This window comes from Kitasatospora sp. NPDC057223, assembly GCF_042669755.1.
Lineage (GTDB): Bacteria > Actinomycetota > Actinomycetes > Streptomycetales > Streptomycetaceae > Kitasatospora.
On record NZ_JBHUWW010000051.1, the window covers coordinates 37,835 to 54,011 of the forward strand.

Annotated in this window: 16 protein-coding genes; 10 read left to right on the top strand and 6 right to left on the bottom strand. The window is 73.7% G+C overall.

Annotated features, from left to right (window positions below; translation table 11 throughout):
• Positions 1-21: 21 nt before the first annotated feature.
• Positions 22-417, bottom strand: a complete 396-nt coding sequence (locus tag ACFUK0_RS19515) for a hypothetical protein (protein ID WP_380251774.1) — start codon at positions 415-417, stop codon at positions 22-24.
• Positions 418-591: 174 nt separating this feature from the next.
• On the opposite strand from ACFUK0_RS19515, the gene ACFUK0_RS19520 reads away from it, so the two are divergent.
• Entirely contained in the window at positions 592-906 is a 315-nt protein-coding gene (locus ACFUK0_RS19520) for a hypothetical protein (protein ID WP_380251776.1), read from the top strand.
• Between the two features lie 29 nt (positions 907-935).
• On the opposite strand, the gene ACFUK0_RS19525 is transcribed toward ACFUK0_RS19520, so the two are convergent.
• On the bottom strand, positions 936-1,253 hold the full coding sequence (locus ACFUK0_RS19525) for a WhiB family transcriptional regulator (RefSeq protein ID WP_380251778.1): 318 nt from the start codon (positions 1,251-1,253) through the stop codon (positions 936-938).
• A gap of 354 nt (positions 1,254-1,607) precedes the next feature.
• Between ACFUK0_RS19525 and ACFUK0_RS19530 the strand changes: the two genes are divergently transcribed.
• Positions 1,608-2,510, top strand: coding sequence for an RNA polymerase sigma factor SigF (locus tag ACFUK0_RS19530; protein WP_380251779.1), 903 nt, complete (start codon positions 1,608-1,610; stop codon positions 2,508-2,510).
• A 71-nt stretch (positions 2,511-2,581) separates the two neighbouring features.
• The gene (locus tag ACFUK0_RS19535) at positions 2,582-2,749 is read left to right on the top strand and encodes a hypothetical protein (RefSeq protein WP_380251781.1); all 168 of its coding nucleotides are present in this window, start codon (positions 2,582-2,584) and stop codon (positions 2,747-2,749) included.
• A gap of 166 nt (positions 2,750-2,915) precedes the next feature.
• Here the strand turns inward: ACFUK0_RS19535 and ACFUK0_RS19540 are convergent, their stop codons facing one another.
• Both ACFUK0_RS19540 and ACFUK0_RS19545 read right to left on the bottom strand, forming a co-directional pair.
• Positions 2,916-5,318, bottom strand: coding sequence for a SpoIIE family protein phosphatase (locus ACFUK0_RS19540; RefSeq protein WP_380251783.1), 2,403 nt, complete (start codon positions 5,316-5,318; stop codon positions 2,916-2,918).
• A 75-nt stretch (positions 5,319-5,393) separates the two neighbouring features.
• The gene (locus ACFUK0_RS19545; RefSeq protein WP_380251785.1) at positions 5,394-9,713 is read right to left on the bottom strand and encodes a HAMP domain-containing protein; all 4,320 of its coding nucleotides are present in this window, start codon (positions 9,711-9,713) and stop codon (positions 5,394-5,396) included.
• 404 nt (positions 9,714-10,117) lie between these two features.
• Here ACFUK0_RS19545 and ACFUK0_RS19550 point away from each other — a divergent pair, with 404 nt between their 5' ends.
• From ACFUK0_RS19550 to ACFUK0_RS19565, 4 genes are all read left to right on the top strand, one after another.
• Positions 10,118-11,140 (top strand): anti-sigma factor RsbA family regulatory protein, encoded by a 1,023-nt coding sequence (locus ACFUK0_RS19550; protein ID WP_380251787.1) that lies wholly within the window; start codon positions 10,118-10,120, stop codon positions 11,138-11,140.
• A gap of 116 nt (positions 11,141-11,256) precedes the next feature.
• Positions 11,257-12,153: a SigB/SigF/SigG family RNA polymerase sigma factor gene (locus tag ACFUK0_RS19555; protein WP_380251789.1), complete on the top strand. Its 897-nt coding sequence runs from the start codon at positions 11,257-11,259 to the stop codon at positions 12,151-12,153.
• Positions 12,154-12,310: 157 nt separating this feature from the next.
• Positions 12,311-12,700, top strand: a complete 390-nt coding sequence (locus ACFUK0_RS19560) for an STAS domain-containing protein (RefSeq protein WP_380251791.1) — start codon at positions 12,311-12,313, stop codon at positions 12,698-12,700.
• Between the two features lie 154 nt (positions 12,701-12,854).
• Positions 12,855-13,421: an ATP-binding protein gene (locus tag ACFUK0_RS19565; RefSeq protein WP_380251793.1), complete on the top strand. Its 567-nt coding sequence runs from the start codon at positions 12,855-12,857 to the stop codon at positions 13,419-13,421.
• Between the two features lie 72 nt (positions 13,422-13,493).
• Here the strand turns inward: ACFUK0_RS19565 and ACFUK0_RS19570 are convergent, their stop codons facing one another.
• Together ACFUK0_RS19570 and ACFUK0_RS19575 are read right to left on the bottom strand one after the other, a co-directional pair.
• Entirely contained in the window at positions 13,494-13,943 is a 450-nt protein-coding gene (locus tag ACFUK0_RS19570; RefSeq protein WP_380251795.1) for an ATP-binding protein, read from the bottom strand.
• A gap of 109 nt (positions 13,944-14,052) precedes the next feature.
• On the bottom strand, positions 14,053-14,280 hold the full coding sequence (locus ACFUK0_RS19575; protein WP_380251797.1) for a hypothetical protein: 228 nt from the start codon (positions 14,278-14,280) through the stop codon (positions 14,053-14,055).
• 264 nt (positions 14,281-14,544) lie between these two features.
• Between ACFUK0_RS19575 and ACFUK0_RS19580 the strand changes: the two genes are divergently transcribed.
• The 3 genes from ACFUK0_RS19580 to ACFUK0_RS19590 all read left to right on the top strand — a co-directional run bounded on the left by ACFUK0_RS19580 (position 14,545) and on the right by ACFUK0_RS19590 (position 16,126).
• The gene (locus ACFUK0_RS19580) at positions 14,545-15,159 is read left to right on the top strand and encodes a hypothetical protein (RefSeq protein ID WP_380251799.1); all 615 of its coding nucleotides are present in this window, start codon (positions 14,545-14,547) and stop codon (positions 15,157-15,159) included.
• Between the two features lie 27 nt (positions 15,160-15,186).
• Entirely contained in the window at positions 15,187-15,747 is a 561-nt protein-coding gene (locus ACFUK0_RS19585; protein ID WP_380251801.1) for a hypothetical protein, read from the top strand.
• Between the two features lie 67 nt (positions 15,748-15,814).
• On the top strand, positions 15,815-16,126 hold the full coding sequence (locus ACFUK0_RS19590) for a hypothetical protein (protein ID WP_380251803.1): 312 nt from the start codon (positions 15,815-15,817) through the stop codon (positions 16,124-16,126).
• Positions 16,127-16,177: the final 51 nt, after the last annotated feature.

Sequence of the window (16,177 nt, forward strand, 5' to 3'; positions counted from 1 at the left end):
ACGGGCCCGGCGACCCGGTGGCTACTGGTCGGAGTAGCTCAGGTCGCCGACCGTCCAACTGCTGATGTCCGCGATGGCGATGCGGTACATGCCCCCGGTGTGGGGCAGTCCGTAGCTGCCCTGCAAAATCCTGGCGACGTGCAGGTGGAGGTGGGTCGGCCGCTCGTGGTCCGCCGCGGGCGGGCCGGTGTCGGGCTGCTCCCTGGCCGGCTCGCCGGACGCGAACAGGTTCGCGAACGCCTTGAGGTGTTCGGACGCTTCGAGGACCTCGGCCACGCGCTGTCGCCAGAGCGATTCCGGGGCGAGCCTGCCGGTGATGACGGCGCCTGGGACGACCACGGTGAGGGGCATCTGATTGCTGTGCTCGGACTCGACCTTCGCGGCGATGTCGACGAGCAGCCCATCGGGTTTCGACATGCGGCCAGCGTAGTACCGGACCCGGGCTTTCCGGGCCCGCGGGTCCGGATCGTCATACGGCGGCCCGCCGATGGCCTCGGGGCCGACGCCCGCCCGACCCCGGGCGGGCCGCCATGGCGCGGAAAGCGCAGGTCGTCACCGTCCGGAGCCCGGCCGCGCTCATACGCTCGCCCCATGACCGAGAACGAGATCAAGCTGAAGGCCATCGCGGCGCTCACGGCCCTGCGCAGCGGGGTGGGGCCGGACTACGTCTCCGGCCTGCTCGGCGAGGTGATCCCCGACTACTTCTTCGTCCCCGCGTCGGCGGACGCGGAAGAGGTCGGCCTCGCCGTGCTGAACCAGCTCTCCCAGCCGCTGAGCGCGCTGATGACCGGGTTCGTGCTGGCCTTCGAGGCGGTCGCGGACGCCTACGACGAGACCGGGGCGCCGGCCTCGACCGACGAGATCCTGCAGACCCTGGCGCTCGACATCGCCCGCGACACCGAGTGACCGGCCGGCGGGCGTTCCCCGCCGGCCGCTCAGGCGGCGGCCGTACCGGTCCGGACCGTCCGGCGGCCCCGGTGCGCGGGGGCGATGATGTCCAGCCGCTCGCGCTCACCGGTGCCTCCCCAGACGCCGTACCTCTCCCGGGCCTCCAGCGCGAACAGCAGGCACTCCCGCCGGACGGGACAGGTCGCGCACACGGCCTTGGCCTCCTGCTCGCGTTCGGCGCGGGCGGCGGTGCGTTCGCCGGGCGGGTGGAAGAACAGCCGGGTGTCGTGGTCGCGGCAGGCCGCGTGCAGCTGCCACTCCCAGTGGTGCTCCAGGGCACCGGGCAGTCGTGTGGCGAGAACCATCGGGTGTCTCCTCGAAGCGCCGCCCGGCCGTGTCCTCGGCGCACGGCCGGGCGGGCGCAGGTTGTCGAAGGCCGGGGAGCATCCGGTGCTCCCGGGCGGGCCGAGCCGTGAGGCCGCGGCCGCGCCGCACCGCCTACCCGGGCATCCGTACGGCACTCACCACGGTTTCCGCCGCCTTGACGGTCCGGCAGGGCCGGTGGGGGGAAAGGGTGCTGTCGCGGTGCGGATAAAGGAATTATCCGTATAATTCGGACGACTCTCGGATCAGGGCGCATCCTCCGACCGGTCGGGGGTAAGCGGGGTGGACCAGCGGGCCCGACCCCGGGCTGGCGAAACCGAAGGAGAAGGCTCTCCATGACGGCCTCGCAGCTCACCGCGATCCCGAGCTCCCTGCTCACGGATCCGACGGACTCCGTCGCAGGCGTCGGAACCGACCCGCGCACCGGCCCCGCCCACCAGGAGCCCCGGCCGATACTGGACCCGGGGGCCGTCGGCCCGGCCGACGCGCGTCACCTCTCCAGGGACCTCTTCGTCCGGCTGCGCACCCTTGAGGAGGGCACCCGCGAGTACTCCTACGTACGCGGCACGCTGATCGAGCTGAACATGACGCTCGCCCGGTTCGCGGCAGGGCGCTTCCGCAACCGCAGCGAACCGATGGAGGACATCGTCCAGGTGGCCACGGTCGGCCTGATCAAGGCGATCGACCGCTTCGACCCGGACCGCGGGGTGGAGTTCTCCACCTTCGCCCTGCCGACCATCGTCGGCGAGATCAAGCGCTTCTTCCGGGACACCAGCTGGAAGGTGCACGTCCCCCGGCGGCTGCAGGAGCTGCGCCTCGCCCTGGCCAAGGCCTCGGACGCCCTGGAGCAGCGGCTGGACCGCTCGCCCACGGTGGCCGAGCTGGCCGCGCACCTCTCCCTCAGCGAGGAAGAGATCGTGGAGGGCCTGAGCGCCAGCAACGCGTACGAGACCCGCTCCATCGACGCGCCGGCCGACGCCGAGGACGCCGAGAGCACCCTCACCCGCCGGCTCGCCGTCGAGGACGCGGGCTTCGACGCCACCCTCAACCACGAGAGCCTCAAGCCCCTGATCGCGGCGCTGCCCTCGCGCGACCGGGAGATCCTCGCGATGCGCTTCGGCGAGGAGCTCACGCAGTCCGAGATCGGGCAGCGCCTCGGCCTCTCCCAGATGCACGTCTCGCGGCTGCTCACCAGGATCCTCACCCATCTGCGGGCCGGGCTCCTCGTCGAGGAGTGAGCGGGGCGGGCACCCCCGGGCGCCCGGCGGCGACCCACCACCCGTGTTCCGGCCGAGCCCCGGAGGTTCCGATGGCCATCCTGCTCCTGATCCTCTCGCCCGTACTCCTGGCCGTGATCCTGGCGGTCGGCAGCCGACAGGCCCGCGCGCCCCGCGCCCGGGTGTCCGCACCCGCCCGTGAGGTCACCGCGGCCCGCCTGCGGCTGATCGCCCGGCACGGCCCGGTGTCCCGGCCGTAGGGCGGAATCGCCGTGGTGCGGAAACTTCGGTCGGCCGTGGTTTGGCCGCCGGAATCCGGGTGAGACGTCCCCTGGGACGGCCCGACTCCCCCCGGCGGGCCCACCCCACAGCGCAGCCCCGGACCACCCCCCCCCGGTCCGGGGCTGCTGCGCGTCCGGCGGCGGGTCAGATCAGCTGGATCCCGATGAGGCAGGTGTCGTCGTCGGTGTCGGAGTTGCTGTGCGTCAGCAGGTGGTCGAGCCGCCGCTCCAGGCCCTGCGCGCCGCCCGTCCGGTCGGAGCCGTGCGCGATGGCGAGCAGCCGGTCCAGCGACTCCTGGACGGAGCGGTCCCGGCGTTCGATCAGCCCGTCCGTGTACATCAGCAGGGTGTCGTCGGCCTGCAGCTGGACCTCGGCCTCCTCGTAGTCGGCCTCCGGGACGGCGCCCAGCAGCAGGCCGCTGATCGGCGGGAGCGTGCCGGCCCGGCCGTCCCGCAGCAGGACCGGCGGCAGGTGCCCGGCCCTCGCCCAGCGCAGGGTCTGGGTGGCGGGGTCGAAGAGGCCGCAGACGGCGGTGGCGGTGACGTTGTCCGTCAGGTGGTGGGCGACGACGTTCAGCCAGGCGAGCAGCTGGCCGGGGCCGGCGCCGGTGGCGGCGAGCCCGCGCAGGGCGTTGCGCAGCGCGACCATCCCGGTCGCCGCCTCGATGCCGTGGCCGGCCACGTCGCCGACGCAGAGCAGGATCTGCCCGGACGGCAGCACCACCGCGTCGTACCAGTCGCCGCCGACCAGGTCGTCCTTCTCGGCGGGCCGGTAGCGCACCCCGATCCGCAGCCCCGAGGCGTCCATCGGGCCCCGGGACGGCGGCATGATGGCCTGCTGGAGCTGCCGGGCGAGGCGGTTGCGCTCGGCCACGTGCTGCTCGCTCTCGGCGAGCCGGTCGCGGGTGGCGGCGAGCGCGACCTCCGTCCAGTGCTGCGAGGAGACGTCCTGGTAGGCGCCGCGCACCGCGGTGAGCCGGCCGTCCGCGTCCAGCACCGGCTCGGCGACCACCCGGATGTGCCGCGCGATGCCGTCGGCGCGTTGCAGCCGGAAGGCCGTGGACGCGGGCGACAGGCGGTGCAGCAGGGTCCGCAGGAAGCGGCCGATCACCTCGGCGTCGTCCGGGTGGGCGTGACCGGGGAGCTGGTCGATCGGGATCGGCGCGGCCGACGGGCTCAGGCCGTAGAGGTCGAACAGCGGGCTGTTCCAGGTGATGCCGCCCGTGACGACGTTCTCCTCGAAGCCGCCGATCCGCCCGAGCCGCTGGGCGTGCTGGAGCAGCTCGGCGACGCGAGTGGCCTCGTCCTTGATCCGCCACACGACCAGCACCGCCCCGCCCTGGCGGGTGATGTTGACGTTGGCGACGGCGTTCAGCGCGACCTGGCCGACGACGGCGGAGAGGGTGAGCTGCTCGGCCCGGAACGGCTCGCCGGTCGCGTGGACGTGCTCCACCTTCTCGAACAGGCCGCCCGCCTCGGCCGCCAGCGGGTACGCCTCCAGCAGCAGCGAGCCGGCGACGGCGCTGCGCGGGCGGCCCGCGAAGTCGACGAAGCGGCTGCTGATGTGGTGGATCCGGAAGTCGGTGGTGCGGCCGTCGTCGAGGTGCGGCAGCAGGACCAGGGCCGGGTCGTGCAGGCCGTCGGCGAGGTCCACCAGCTCGCTCAGCCGCTGCGGGGCCTCCCGGGGGGTGGCCCCGGGCCGGTACGGGGAGGGGCCCGACTGGCTGTCCAGGGTGTGGGCGCACAGCTCGGCGAGCGCCTCCGCCTGGCGCCGGATCTGCGGTGACTGCGGCGGGAGCGGATCCGGCCAGCAGATCTCCAGCACGCCGGTGATCCGGCCGCCGCTCCCCGCGGGGACGGCGGCGCGGCCGCCGCCGTAGCGGTGCCGGCCGATGGAGGGCGGGCCGGCCTCGGCGAGGGACTCGATCCAGACGGCGCTGCGTCCGGCGAGCGCCTGGCGGGCCGGGGTGGCCACACCCGGCGGCACGTAGTGCCACTGCGCGGCCTCCTGGGCGGGGAACCCCGCGTGGCCCGCCAGCGAGAGCGAGCCGTCGGGGTGGGCGGCCCAGATCGCGACCGCGCCGGCGCCGAGCGGGGCCAGCGCGTGTTCGAGGAGTGAGTCGGCCACCGCCTGGCTGTCGCCGGCGGCGAGCGCCCCGCTCTCCGCGCTGCGCAGGCGGACCGCCGTCGAGCCGGCCGGGCCCTCCTCCCGGGGGCGGGCCAGGAGGTCGCGGGCGGCGTCGGTCAGGTGGTCGCGCGCCGCCTGGTTGACGATGTCGGCGGCCAGCTCCAGGGCCGACTGCCCGGCCTGGCGGGCGAGGTCGTCGAGCTGCCGGCCGGCCTGCGCCGGGCCGCACCGCAGCCGCTCGACCAGGATGCCCTTGGCCAGTTCGATCAGGGCCCGCCCGTCGGCGGTGGCATGGGCCTCCTGGACCTGCCGGTGGAGCCGCTCGACGGTGGACGCCAGCCGCCCCACGGCGAGTTCGCCGCCGGGCGCCCGCCGGGCGCCCGGCAGGGTGGCCTCCTCGGGCTGCGGGGGGACCTGCACGGGTTGTTCCTCCGGTCGGTGCGGCGGCGGACGGCTGCTGGCGGGGCGGGCGGCGGGGCTGGTGGCGGGGACGCGCTACCGCCCGAGCCAGCGCCGGATGCAGGCGATGAGGTGGCCGGCGTCCACCGGCTTGGTGACGTAGTCGCTCGCACCGGAGGCGAGGCTCTTCTCGCGGTCCCCGGGCATCGCCTTCGCGGTGACCGCGATGATCGGCAGTGCGGCGTGCTCCGGCATGGCGCGGATGGCGGCCGTCGCCGCGTACCCGTCCATCTCCGGCATCATCACGTCCATCAGGACGATGCCGACGGCGGGGTTGGCGACCAGCGCCTCGATGCCGGCCCGGCCGTTCTCGGCGTGCAGCACCCGCATGCCGTGGAGTTCCAGGATGCCGGTGATCGCGTAGAGGTTGCGGGCGTCGTCGTCGACGACCAGGACGGTGTGGCCGGCCAGGCTGCCGTCCGTCCGGCCCCCGGCCGGCGCGGGGGAGTCGTCCGGCCGGACCAGCGGCATCACGTCGCCGGGCTGGTCGGCACTCAGGTGCAGGGCGATCCGCTCGCGGAGCTCGTCCAGGCTGGAGAGCAGTTCGAGCGGCTGGGAGGCCGTCCGTGACTGGAGGGTCAGCTCCTGGTCGGCCTGCAGGCGGCGGTTGTTGTGCGCGAGGATCGGCACTCCCCGTAGAGCCGGATCGCCGCTGACCTCGTCCAGGAACCGCAGGGCGGCGCCGTCGGGCAGGTCGAGGTCGAGCACCGCGCAGTGGCACGCCGCGGTGGCCAGCGCCGCCGCGGCCTCCTGGACCCCGAGCGCCGTGACGACCTCGACCGAGTGCGGCGAACTGCCGAGGTCCCCCGCGTCGGTCAGGTCGGCGACGGCGCTCTCGGCGACCAGCGACAGCAGGCCGTTGGGGCGGGCCTCGACCACCAGGAGCCTGCGCCGCTGCTGGGGGAGCTGCGGCGCGGCCGGGTGCGCGCCCGAGCCGCGGGGCAGCGCCGCCAGGGCGCCGTCGGCCGCGGTGAGCGGGAAGGCCGAGGGGCCGGCGGCCGGCGGCGCGGCGAAGTCGCTGCGCGCCGCGGGAAGGTAGAGCGTGAAGGCGCTGCCCTGCCCGACGCTGCTCCGTGCGGTGATCGCGCCACCCAGCAGGTAGGCGATCTCGCGGCTGATGGACAGGCCGAGCCCGGTGCCGCCGTACTTGCGGCTGGTGGTGCCGTCGGCCTGCTGGAAGGCGCCGAAGACGCTCTGCAGGTGCTCCTCGGCGATGCCGATCCCGGTGTCCTCGACGCGGAAGGCGAGCACCGGGCCGTTGTGCCGGGCCAGCTCCGGCAGCTCGGCGTCGGAGGCGTTCTCGATGCTCAGCCGGACGCCGCCGGTCTCGGTGAACTTGACGGCGTTGGAGAGCAGGTTGCGCAGCACCTGCCGCAGCCGGTAGTCGTCGGTGAACATGTCGGCGGGCACGCCGGCGGCGGTGGTGATCTCGAAGCTCAGGCTCTTCTGCGTGATGAGCGGCCGGAACGTCGCCTCGACGTAGTCGAGCAGCTGGCGCAGCGGCACCCGCTCCGGGTTGATGTCCATCTTCCCGGCCTCGACCTTGGAGAGGTCGAGGATGTCGTTGATGAGCTGGAGCAGGTCGGAACCCGCCGAGTGGATGATCCCGGCGTACTCGACCTGCTTGGTGGTGAGGTTGCGGCTCGGGTTCTGGGCGAGCAGCTGCGCGAGGATGAGCAGGCTGTTGAGCGGGGTGCGCAGCTCGTGGCTCATGTTCGCCAGGAACTCGGACTTGTAGGTGGACGCCAGGGTCAGCTGGTGGGCGCGGTCCTCCAGCTCCTGGCGGGCCTGCTCGATCTCCAGGTTCTTGGTCTCGATGTCGCGGTTCTGCGCCGCCAGCAGCGCCGCCTTCTCCTCCAGTTCGGCGTTGGAGGACTGCAGGTCCTCCTGACGGGACTGCAGCTCCCGCGAGCGGACCTGGAGTTCGGCCGTCAGCCGCTGGGACTCGCCGAGCAGTTCATCCGTACGGGCGTTCGCGACGATGGTGTTGACGTTGACGCCGACGGTCTCCATCAGCTGGTCCAGGAAGTCCTGGTGGGCCTGGGTGAACCGGTGCACCGACGCCAGCTCGATGACCCCGAGGACCTGGCCCTCGACCACGATGGGCAGCACCAGCAGGGAGTTGGGCTCCGCCGAGCCCAGGCCGGAGGAGATGGTCACGTACCCGGCGGGCACGTCGTCCATCGAGATGGTCCGCCGGCTGCGGGCCGCCTGGCCGACCAGCGACTGGCCGAACCGGAACGAGACCGGCTGCCCGCTGCCGTCGGGCCGGTCGTACATCCCGTAGGAGCTGATCAGCCGCAGCTCCGGGCCGTGCGTCGTCTCCTCGGCGAGGTAGAAGGCGCCGTACTGGGCGGCGACGAGCGGGGTGAGCTCGTCCATGATGAGCTCGGCGACGACCGAGAGGTCGCGGCGGCCCTGCATGAGTGCGGAGATCCGGGCCAGGTTGGACTTGAGCCAGTCCTGCTCCTGGTTGGCCCGGATGGTCTCGCGCAGCGACTCCACCATGAAGTTGATGTTGTCCTTGAGGTCGCCCACCTCACCGGGGGCCTCGACGGTGATGGAGCGGGTGAGGTCGCCCTCGGCGACCGCGCTGGTCACCTCGGCGATGGCGCGCACCTGGCGGGTGAGGTTCCCGGCCAGGCCGTTGACGTTCTCGGTCAGGCGCTTCCAGGTGCCGGAGACGCCCTCGACCTCCGCCTGGCCGCCGAGCCGTCCCTCGGTGCCGACCTCGCGCGCCACCCGGGTGACCTCGGCGGCGAAGGAGGAGAGCTGGTCGACCATCGTGTTGATGGTGGTCTTGAGCTCCAGGATCTCGCCGCGGGCATCCACGTCGATCTTGCGGGTCAGGTCGCCGCGCGCGACGGCGGTGGTGACCTGCGCGATGTTGCGGACCTGCCCGGTCAGGTTGTTCGCCATCGAGTTGACGTTGTCGGTGAGGTCCTTCCAGGTGCCGGCCACGTTCGGCACCCGGGCCTGGCCGCCGAGCGTGCCCTCGGTGCCGACCTCGCGGGCGACCCGGGTCACCTCGTCGGCGAACGCGGAGAGGGTGTCGACCATGGTGTTGATCACTCCGGCGAGGGCCGCGACCTCGCCCTCGGCCTCCACGGTGATCTTCTGCGAGAGGTCGCCGCGCGCGACGGCCGTGGCGACCTGCGCGATCGAGCGGACCTGGCCGGTGAGGTTGGAGGCCATCACGTTGACGTTGTCGGTGAGGTCCTTCCAGGTGCCGGAGACCCCGCGTACGGTCGCCTGGCCGCCGAGGTTGCCCTCGGTACCGACCTCGCGGGCCACCCGGGTCACCTCGTCGGCGAACGCCGAGAGCTGGTCGACCATCGTGTTGATGGTCTCCTTGAGCTCCAGGATCTCGCCGCGGGCGTCCACCCGGATCTTCTGGGACAGGTCGCCCCTCGCCACGGCGGTGGTCACCTGGGCGATCGAGCGGACCTGCGCCGTCAGGTTGTCCGCCATCACGTTCACCGACTCGGTGAGGTCGCGCCAGGTGCCGGAGACGTCCTGGACGTTCGCCTGGCCGCCGAGGCGCCCCTCGGTGCCGACCTCGCGGGCCACCCGGGTCACCTCTCCGGCGAACGCCGAGAGCTGGTCGACCATCGTGTTGATGGTGTTCTTGAGCTCCAGGATCTCGCCGCGGGCGTCCACCCGGATCTTCTGCGAGAGGTCACCGCCGGCCACCGCCGTGGCGACCTGGGCGATCGAGCGGACCTGCGCCGTCAGGTTCCCGGCCATCGAGTTCACCGAGTCGGTCAGGTCGCGCCAGGTGCCGGAGACGTCCCGGACGTTCGCCTGGCCGCCGAGGCGCCCCTCGGTGCCGACCTCGCGGGCCACCCGGGTGACCTCTCCGGCGAACGCCGAGAGCTGGTCGACCATCGTGTTGACGGTGTTCTTGAGCTCCAGGATCTCGCCGCGGGCGTCCACGGTGATCTTCTGGGTGAGGTCGCCCTTGGCGACCGCCGTGGCGACCTGGGCGATGTCGCGGACCTGCGTGGTGAGGTTCCCGGCCATCGCGTTGACCGAGTCGGTGAGGTCCTCCCAGGTGCCGGACACCCCCGGGACGTCGGCCTGGCCGCCGAGGCGCCCCTCGGTGCCGACCTCGCGGGCCACCCGGGTCACCTCCGAGGTGAACAGGGACAGCTGGTCGACCATGCCGTTGAAGACGCTGGCGATCTCGCCCAGCAGCCCGTCGTCGTCGGGCAGCCGGGTGCCGAAGTCGCCGTCGCGCACCGCCGTCAGACCGGCCAGCAGCTGGCGCAGCTCGGGTTCCCCGACACCGCCGGCGCCGACCGGGCGGCCACCGGCCGCTGTGGACGCCCGCTTGTCGACGGTGCTCTCAGACATGTCGTCCGGTACTTCCCCTCGTCCGCTGCCAGGCCGGAGGATCGATCAGGAGACGCACAGGGGTGCGGAGTGCGCTCCTGGACCTCTGGTGCCACCACCGACGGGCCGGTCGGCACGATTGATGGGGCAGGTGGAGGCTACCCCACGGAGGGCGGCCGCCGGTCCGCAGGACTGCGGGATCTGTGACACTGGGCGGGCCGCTCCCCGGCGTCGCAGCACGGTGGGAGGGGACGACGGCCTCCGGAATGCTCTCCCCGGACGTGTGACGGCAGCATTGCCGGGTAAACGCCGGTCGACCGCAGTGGCGTCGGGCCCGGCACCGACCCGCCCCCGCCGCAGGGCGGCGACGACCGGCGCGACGGGCCACCGGCGCAGGAGAGCGACACAGAGAGGGAGCAGGCGCAGTGATCGAAACCGGCACCGACCCCCGCCCGGTCGCCGCGCCGTCCACGGGGCCCGCGGCCGACGGAGCCGGCGGACCGGCCGGGCAGACCGATCCGTTCGTCCACCCGGCGCTGTTCTACCGAGGCGCCACCGAGTACGCGGCGGGTGTCGGCGGCTTCGTCCGGGCGGCGCTGGCCGCCTCCGAACCCGTCCTGGTCGCGGTGCCGCAGGCCCGGCTGGGGCTGCTCCGGGAGGTGCTCGGGACGGCCTTCGACCGGGTCGAGAGCACCGACATGGGCAGCCTGGGCCGCAACCCGGGCCGGATCCTGGCGCGGCTGCGCGAGTTCGCGGCCCAGCACGGCGGACGCACGGTACGGATCGTCGGTGAGCCGATCTGGCCCGGCCGCTCCGCTGCGGAGATCACCGAGGCGACCCGCCACGAGGCCCTCATCAACCTGGCCTTCCGCGGCCACGAGTCGACCGTCCTGTGCCCGTACGACACGGCCGGCCTGCCCGCCGCGGTGCTGGCCGACGCCAGGCGCACCCACCCCGAACTGGTCCGGCGCGGCGCGACCGGCCCGAGCGGCGACTACACCGACCCGCTGAAGGTCACCGCTGACTGCGACACGCCGCTGCCGGAGCCGGCGGGCGCCCGGGAGCTCGGCTACGGCCCGGGCGGCCTGGCGGAGCTCCGCGCCCAGGTGCACGGGTGGGCGGCGACGCTCGCCCTGCCGGCCGCGCGCGCGGCCGACCTGGTGCTGGCGATCGGCGAGGCCGCGGCGAACTCGCTCGCCCACGGCGGCGGGCAGGGCAGGCTGCGGCTGTGGGTCGCCGAGGGCTGCGCGGTGGCCGAGGTCCGGGACGCGGGACGCTGCACCGACCCGCTGGCGGGCCGGTCCCGGCCGAGCCTGACGCAGGCCGAGGGCGGCCGCGGCCTGTGGATGATCCACCAGCTCTGCGACCTCGTCGAGACCCGCACCTCGGAGCCGGACTTCACGATCAGGCTGCACATGCTGCTCGGGGCGGAGGCGGGCCGGCGCTGAGGGTGCCGCCCCGTTGATTGTGAAGGAAATGTGAAGAATAATCGGGCGCGCGCATGCCCTCGTAGATCCCGGGTACCCGGGGCCCTGACCCGAGGGCACCCGCTGGAAGGACCGAGATGACGACGTTGCACGCTGCCGCACCGGCCGGTGAGTCCGGCACGGACTGCCCGGCCGCCGAGACGCCGCCCACCCGCCCGGAGACCCGGGAGGCCGGCGGCATACCGATGGCCGGGGATCCCGGCGAGGTCGCGCCGTCCGACGCCCGCCGGCTCTCCAAGGCACTCTTCACCCGCCTGCGCGCGCTGGAGGAGGGCACCCCCGAGTACTCGTACACGCGCGCCACCCTGGTCGAGCTCAACCAGACCCTGGTGAGGTACGCGGCCGGCCGGTTCCGCAACAGCCGGGAGCCGATGGAGGACATCCTCCAGGTCGCCACGATCGGCCTGATCAGGGCGATCGACCGGTTCGAGCCGGAGCGCGGCCTGGAGTTCAGCTCCTTCGCCCTGCCGACCATCACCGGCGAGATCAAGCGCTTCTTCCGCGACACCACGTGGTCCGTGCACGTGCCGCGCAGGCTGCAGGAACTGCGCCTGTCGATCGCCAAGGCCTCCGACCTCCTGGAGCAGCGCCTCGACCGCGCCCCCACCGTCGCCGACCTCGCCGCCCACCTGGGCCTCGGCGAGGAGGAGGTCATCGAAGGACTGGTCGCCAGCCGCGGCCACACCGCGGGCTCGCTCGACGCCACCGGCGACGGCACCGGGGAGAATGTCCTCGCGGCCCGGCTCGGCTTCCAGGACCCGGGCTTCGAACGCGCCGAGAACCTCGCCGCGCTCAAGCCGCTCGTCGCCGCACTCCCGGACCGCGACCGTGCCGTCCTGTCGATGCGCTACGTCGAGGAACTGACCCAGGCCGAGATCGGCGGCCGCCTCGGCATCTCCCAGATGCAGGTGTCCAGGATCCTGCTGCGGATCCTCACGGGGCTGCGCACCGGTCTTGTCGGCGAGGAGTCCTGAGGCCGGTCGAGCCCCCCGCCCGCGACGGACGCGGGCTGACGTTCTGGGTCAGGGCGGCGGTCGGGGATAAGCTGCCGGACGGCCCCCGGGCCAGGAAGACGACACCGAGCAGGTGGTTCTGCGAGGGTGCGGAGGAGTGTTGTGGAAGGTGTTGGCGATGACCATCGGTGATGCGGACAAGGGCTCGGCCAGGGCGTCGGACGCGCAGGGCAGGCTCAGCGTGGAGATCCGGCAGACGGACGGGGCCGTGGTCTGCGCACTAGCGGGCGAACTCGACCTCGACAGTCTCGGCCCGGCCCGCGCGGCCCTCGACGACGCGATCGCGGGCGGCCCGGCGATGCTCGTCGTCGACCTGGCCGGCCTGCAGTTCTGCGACTCCTCCGGACTCAACCTGCTGCTGCAGACCCGGCTCGCCGCCCAGGCCGCCGACCTGCCGCTGGCCCTGGTGTCGCTCGCGCCCCAGGTGGCCCGGGTCTTCGAGATCACGGGGGCGGAGACCGTCTTCGCGATCCACGACTCGGTGGACGCCGCCGTCGCGACCCGGTGACCCGGCGCACATCCGTACGGCCGTGCCCCCGGGCGGGGGTGTCCGCAGGCCGGTACCGGGCAGACGAACCACCACCACACGCGACCGGCACCGCGGGCAGCACCCGCACCGGTCGGACTCGACGAGTGCACAGCACCATGGCGGGGTGAACCAGATGAGTTTGCACACTCCCAAGGACCCGGGGCCGGCGCGCCCGGGCCTGCCCGCGACCGGGCAGCGCCGGCGGCTGCCGCTGTCCGGGGTGAGGGGGCAGGTGGCGAGAGGCCGGGACTTCACCCGTCAGGCACTGGTGGACTGGGGCTGGCTGGACGAGCAGGACCCGTACGGGCAGAGCGCGGCGGACGACGTGCTGCTGGCCGTCTCCGAACTGCTGGCGAACGCCTGCCTGCACGCGGGCGGCCCGCGGGAACTCGTCCTCCAGGCCTCGACCGGCCTGCTGCGCGTGGAGGTGCTCGACGACGACCCGACGCCTCCCGTGCTCCGGGCGCCGCACGATCCGGGGCGCCCCGGGGGGCACGGGCTGTTCATCGTCCAGAAGCTCTCGGACCGCTGGGGGGCGACCACCGGTGACGCCGGCAAGTCGGTGTGGCTGGAGTTCGCCGGCGAGCGGCTGTCCGCCGACGCCGGGCCGGTGACCGACGAGTTCGGGGACGAGTTCGAGGACGGACCGGGGCCGGACGACCTCGACGGCGCAGGCTTCGCGGGGCCGCAGCCGTCCTGAGGCCCGTGGTCGCCGGCCCGCCGTCCGCGGTGCGGCACGGGGCTCCGACGGGTGACCCGGCCGGCCGGCCGCTCAGCCGACGGCCGGGAGGTCCGCCCAGGTCAGACTGAGCGGCGGGCGGACCTCGCTGCCCCAGTCGCCCGCCAGCGCGTCGACGAGCAGCAGGCCTCGCCCGTGCTCGCTGCGAGAGGTGCCCGAGAGCGGCCACGACCGGACGATCTCGTCGACGGCGAACCCGGGGCCGAAGTCGGCCACCACGAGTCGCACCGACTCCCGGTGGCCGGGGCCGGTCATCACCTGGAGGTTCGCCCAGATCGGCGGCCGCCCGTACCGGACGGCGTTGCCGGCCAGTTCGCTCGCGATCAACGCCAGGTCCGGGCCCAGCTCCGCGAGGTGCCAGCCCCGCAGCTGGGCGACGACCCGCTCCCGGAGGACGAACGCGGCCCTGCCGTCCGGGGGCAGCCGCCACAGGTCGGACTCCGCCCGGCACGGTCCGGACGCCGGAAACGTCAGGGTGGTCATGGCAGCCTCCCACAGGCCATTCGTAGCCGGTGCCCGGCCGGATGGCTCCGGCCCGCCGGACGGCTGCTGCCCGCCGGCGGGCGCGTGGCGAGCACCCTCCTGCACCTCCCTACACGTCGTAGGAGCGGCGCTCCTCGACGATGGTCTCGCCCGGCACCCGGCCACCGGGATAGCGGCGCCGCCGGAAGACCGCGACGTAGGCGCACAGGCCGAGCAGGCCCGCGGCCATCAGGACGACGCCGACCACGTCGACGTTCACCCCGGACATGTGCCAGTCGACGCCGAAGGTCAGAATGGCCCCGACCGCGAAGACGATGATGCAGCCGCCTATCCCCATGAGTTCCACCTTTCAGAGCCCGTACGTCACCCGCCGGACCACCGGCGGGGAGTCCGCCGGACCCGCGCCTACCCGGCCCCCGCTGACGCACACATACCTGCAGTGCCCGCCGCTGATCCCGCTGCCGCAGTGCGTAGTTGGCGGCGAGGGGTGATTCGGGCGGAACTCGCGGAAGCGCCCGGGCACCGGGTTTGGGACCAGCGGCGGCGGTAAGACGGCCCCTCAGCCGGACGCAGGTCCGGCGCGATCGAGAGAGGGGCTGCGATGACCATGGTGACCATCCTCGTTGTCTGCCTGCTCGCGGCGGTGGCAGTGGTTGCCGTCATGGCACCGAGATTGAGGACCCGTCGGCTGCGCGAGCGCTTCGGCCCGGAGTACGACCGCACCCTGCTCGGCCACGGCGGCCGGGTGGGCGAGGCGGAGCGGGAACTGTCGGACCGTCTCCGGCTGGCCCGCGCACTCGACCTGAAGGCGATCGCCCCGGCCGAGCGGGAGCGGATGCTCGAACAGCTCGGGCGGCTCCAGGAGATGTTCGTCGACGACCCCGGCCGGGCCGCCGCCGAGGCCGACCGGCTGCTGACCGAACTGCTCGACCAGGTCGGATACCCCGCCAAGGGCCGGCTGGAGTCGGTGTCCGTGCACCACGGCGGCCTTCTGCCCGGCTACCGGGAGGCCCGGCGGTCGCTGGAACGGGCCCAGGCCGTCCAGGTCGGCACCGAGGAGCTCCGGACGGCTCTGCTGGCGATCCGTGAGCTCACCCTCGCGGTACTGCGGGCCGAGCGGCCGTCCGCCCGTCCCTCGCCCGCCCTGTCGGCGAGCCCCGAGGCCGCCGAAGCCCGCAGCGGCCGCCCCGTGAATCCCACCCCGTCCGCCGGCTGAACCGGCGCCGTCCAGGAGGTTGAGCCCATGCCCGACAAGGACACCGAACGCCCGGACGACGGGCAGGAACGACGCGACGGCCGGCCGACGGCCGGGCCCGAGAAGGCCGGCCCCGAGAAGGCCGTCGGCGAACGGCCCGGCGAACGGCTCGGAGAGCAGCCCGTTGAGCAGCGTGGCGAACGGCCCGGCGAGCAGGCCGGCGAGCGGGCCGGGGCGCCCGTCCGGGTGGCCAAGATCCCGCGGCAGGCCGATGGCCCCCCGGAGGTGCCGGCCGAAGCAGGCACGCAGACCGGACCCCGGCCGCCGGACGGCCCCGGCCGGCTCGGCGAGGAGCACGCCAAGCGCCTCACCGCGCAGTGGCGCGCGGTGCAGACCGGCTTCGTCGACGACCCGCGCGACGCGGTGGCCCAGGCCGACGAACTGGTCGCCAAGGCCGTCGGCCTGCTCGTCGAATCCCTCGACGAACAGCGCCGCAGGCTACGCGGCGAGGACAACGCCGCCGACCCGGACACCGGTATCCCCACCGAGGAACTGCGCCTCGCGATGCGTGAGTACCACACCCTGCTCGACCGGCTGCTCGCCGTCTGAGCGCCGCCCGCACCACCGCGCGACGACGTACGCGACAACCGACCCGCCCGATGGACGAGGAGGACGGATGACCGAGCTTCTGGTGGAGACGAACCGGACGAGGATCGACGGCGAGGACATGACGGCCGTCCTCGGCCTGCTGGGACACCTGGCCGGGAGGATCGAACCCGCCCAGCAGAGATCCGAGGACGAGGACGGCGGCTGGACCCTCTTCGTCCACTGGCTCTCCGACGAACCGCTGCCCCAGGCGCTGCTGGCCGGCCTCCCGTCGGCCGCCCTCAGCGTCCGCCGGCACTTCACGGAACTGGGCAAGGAGCCGCCCGCCGGGCTGAGCGTGCTCGACCGGGACGAGACGGTGCTGGCGAGCGTGGCGCTCTGACCGCACCTCAACCGGGCCGGGGCCGGTCCCGCCGTCGGTCGACGGCGGGAC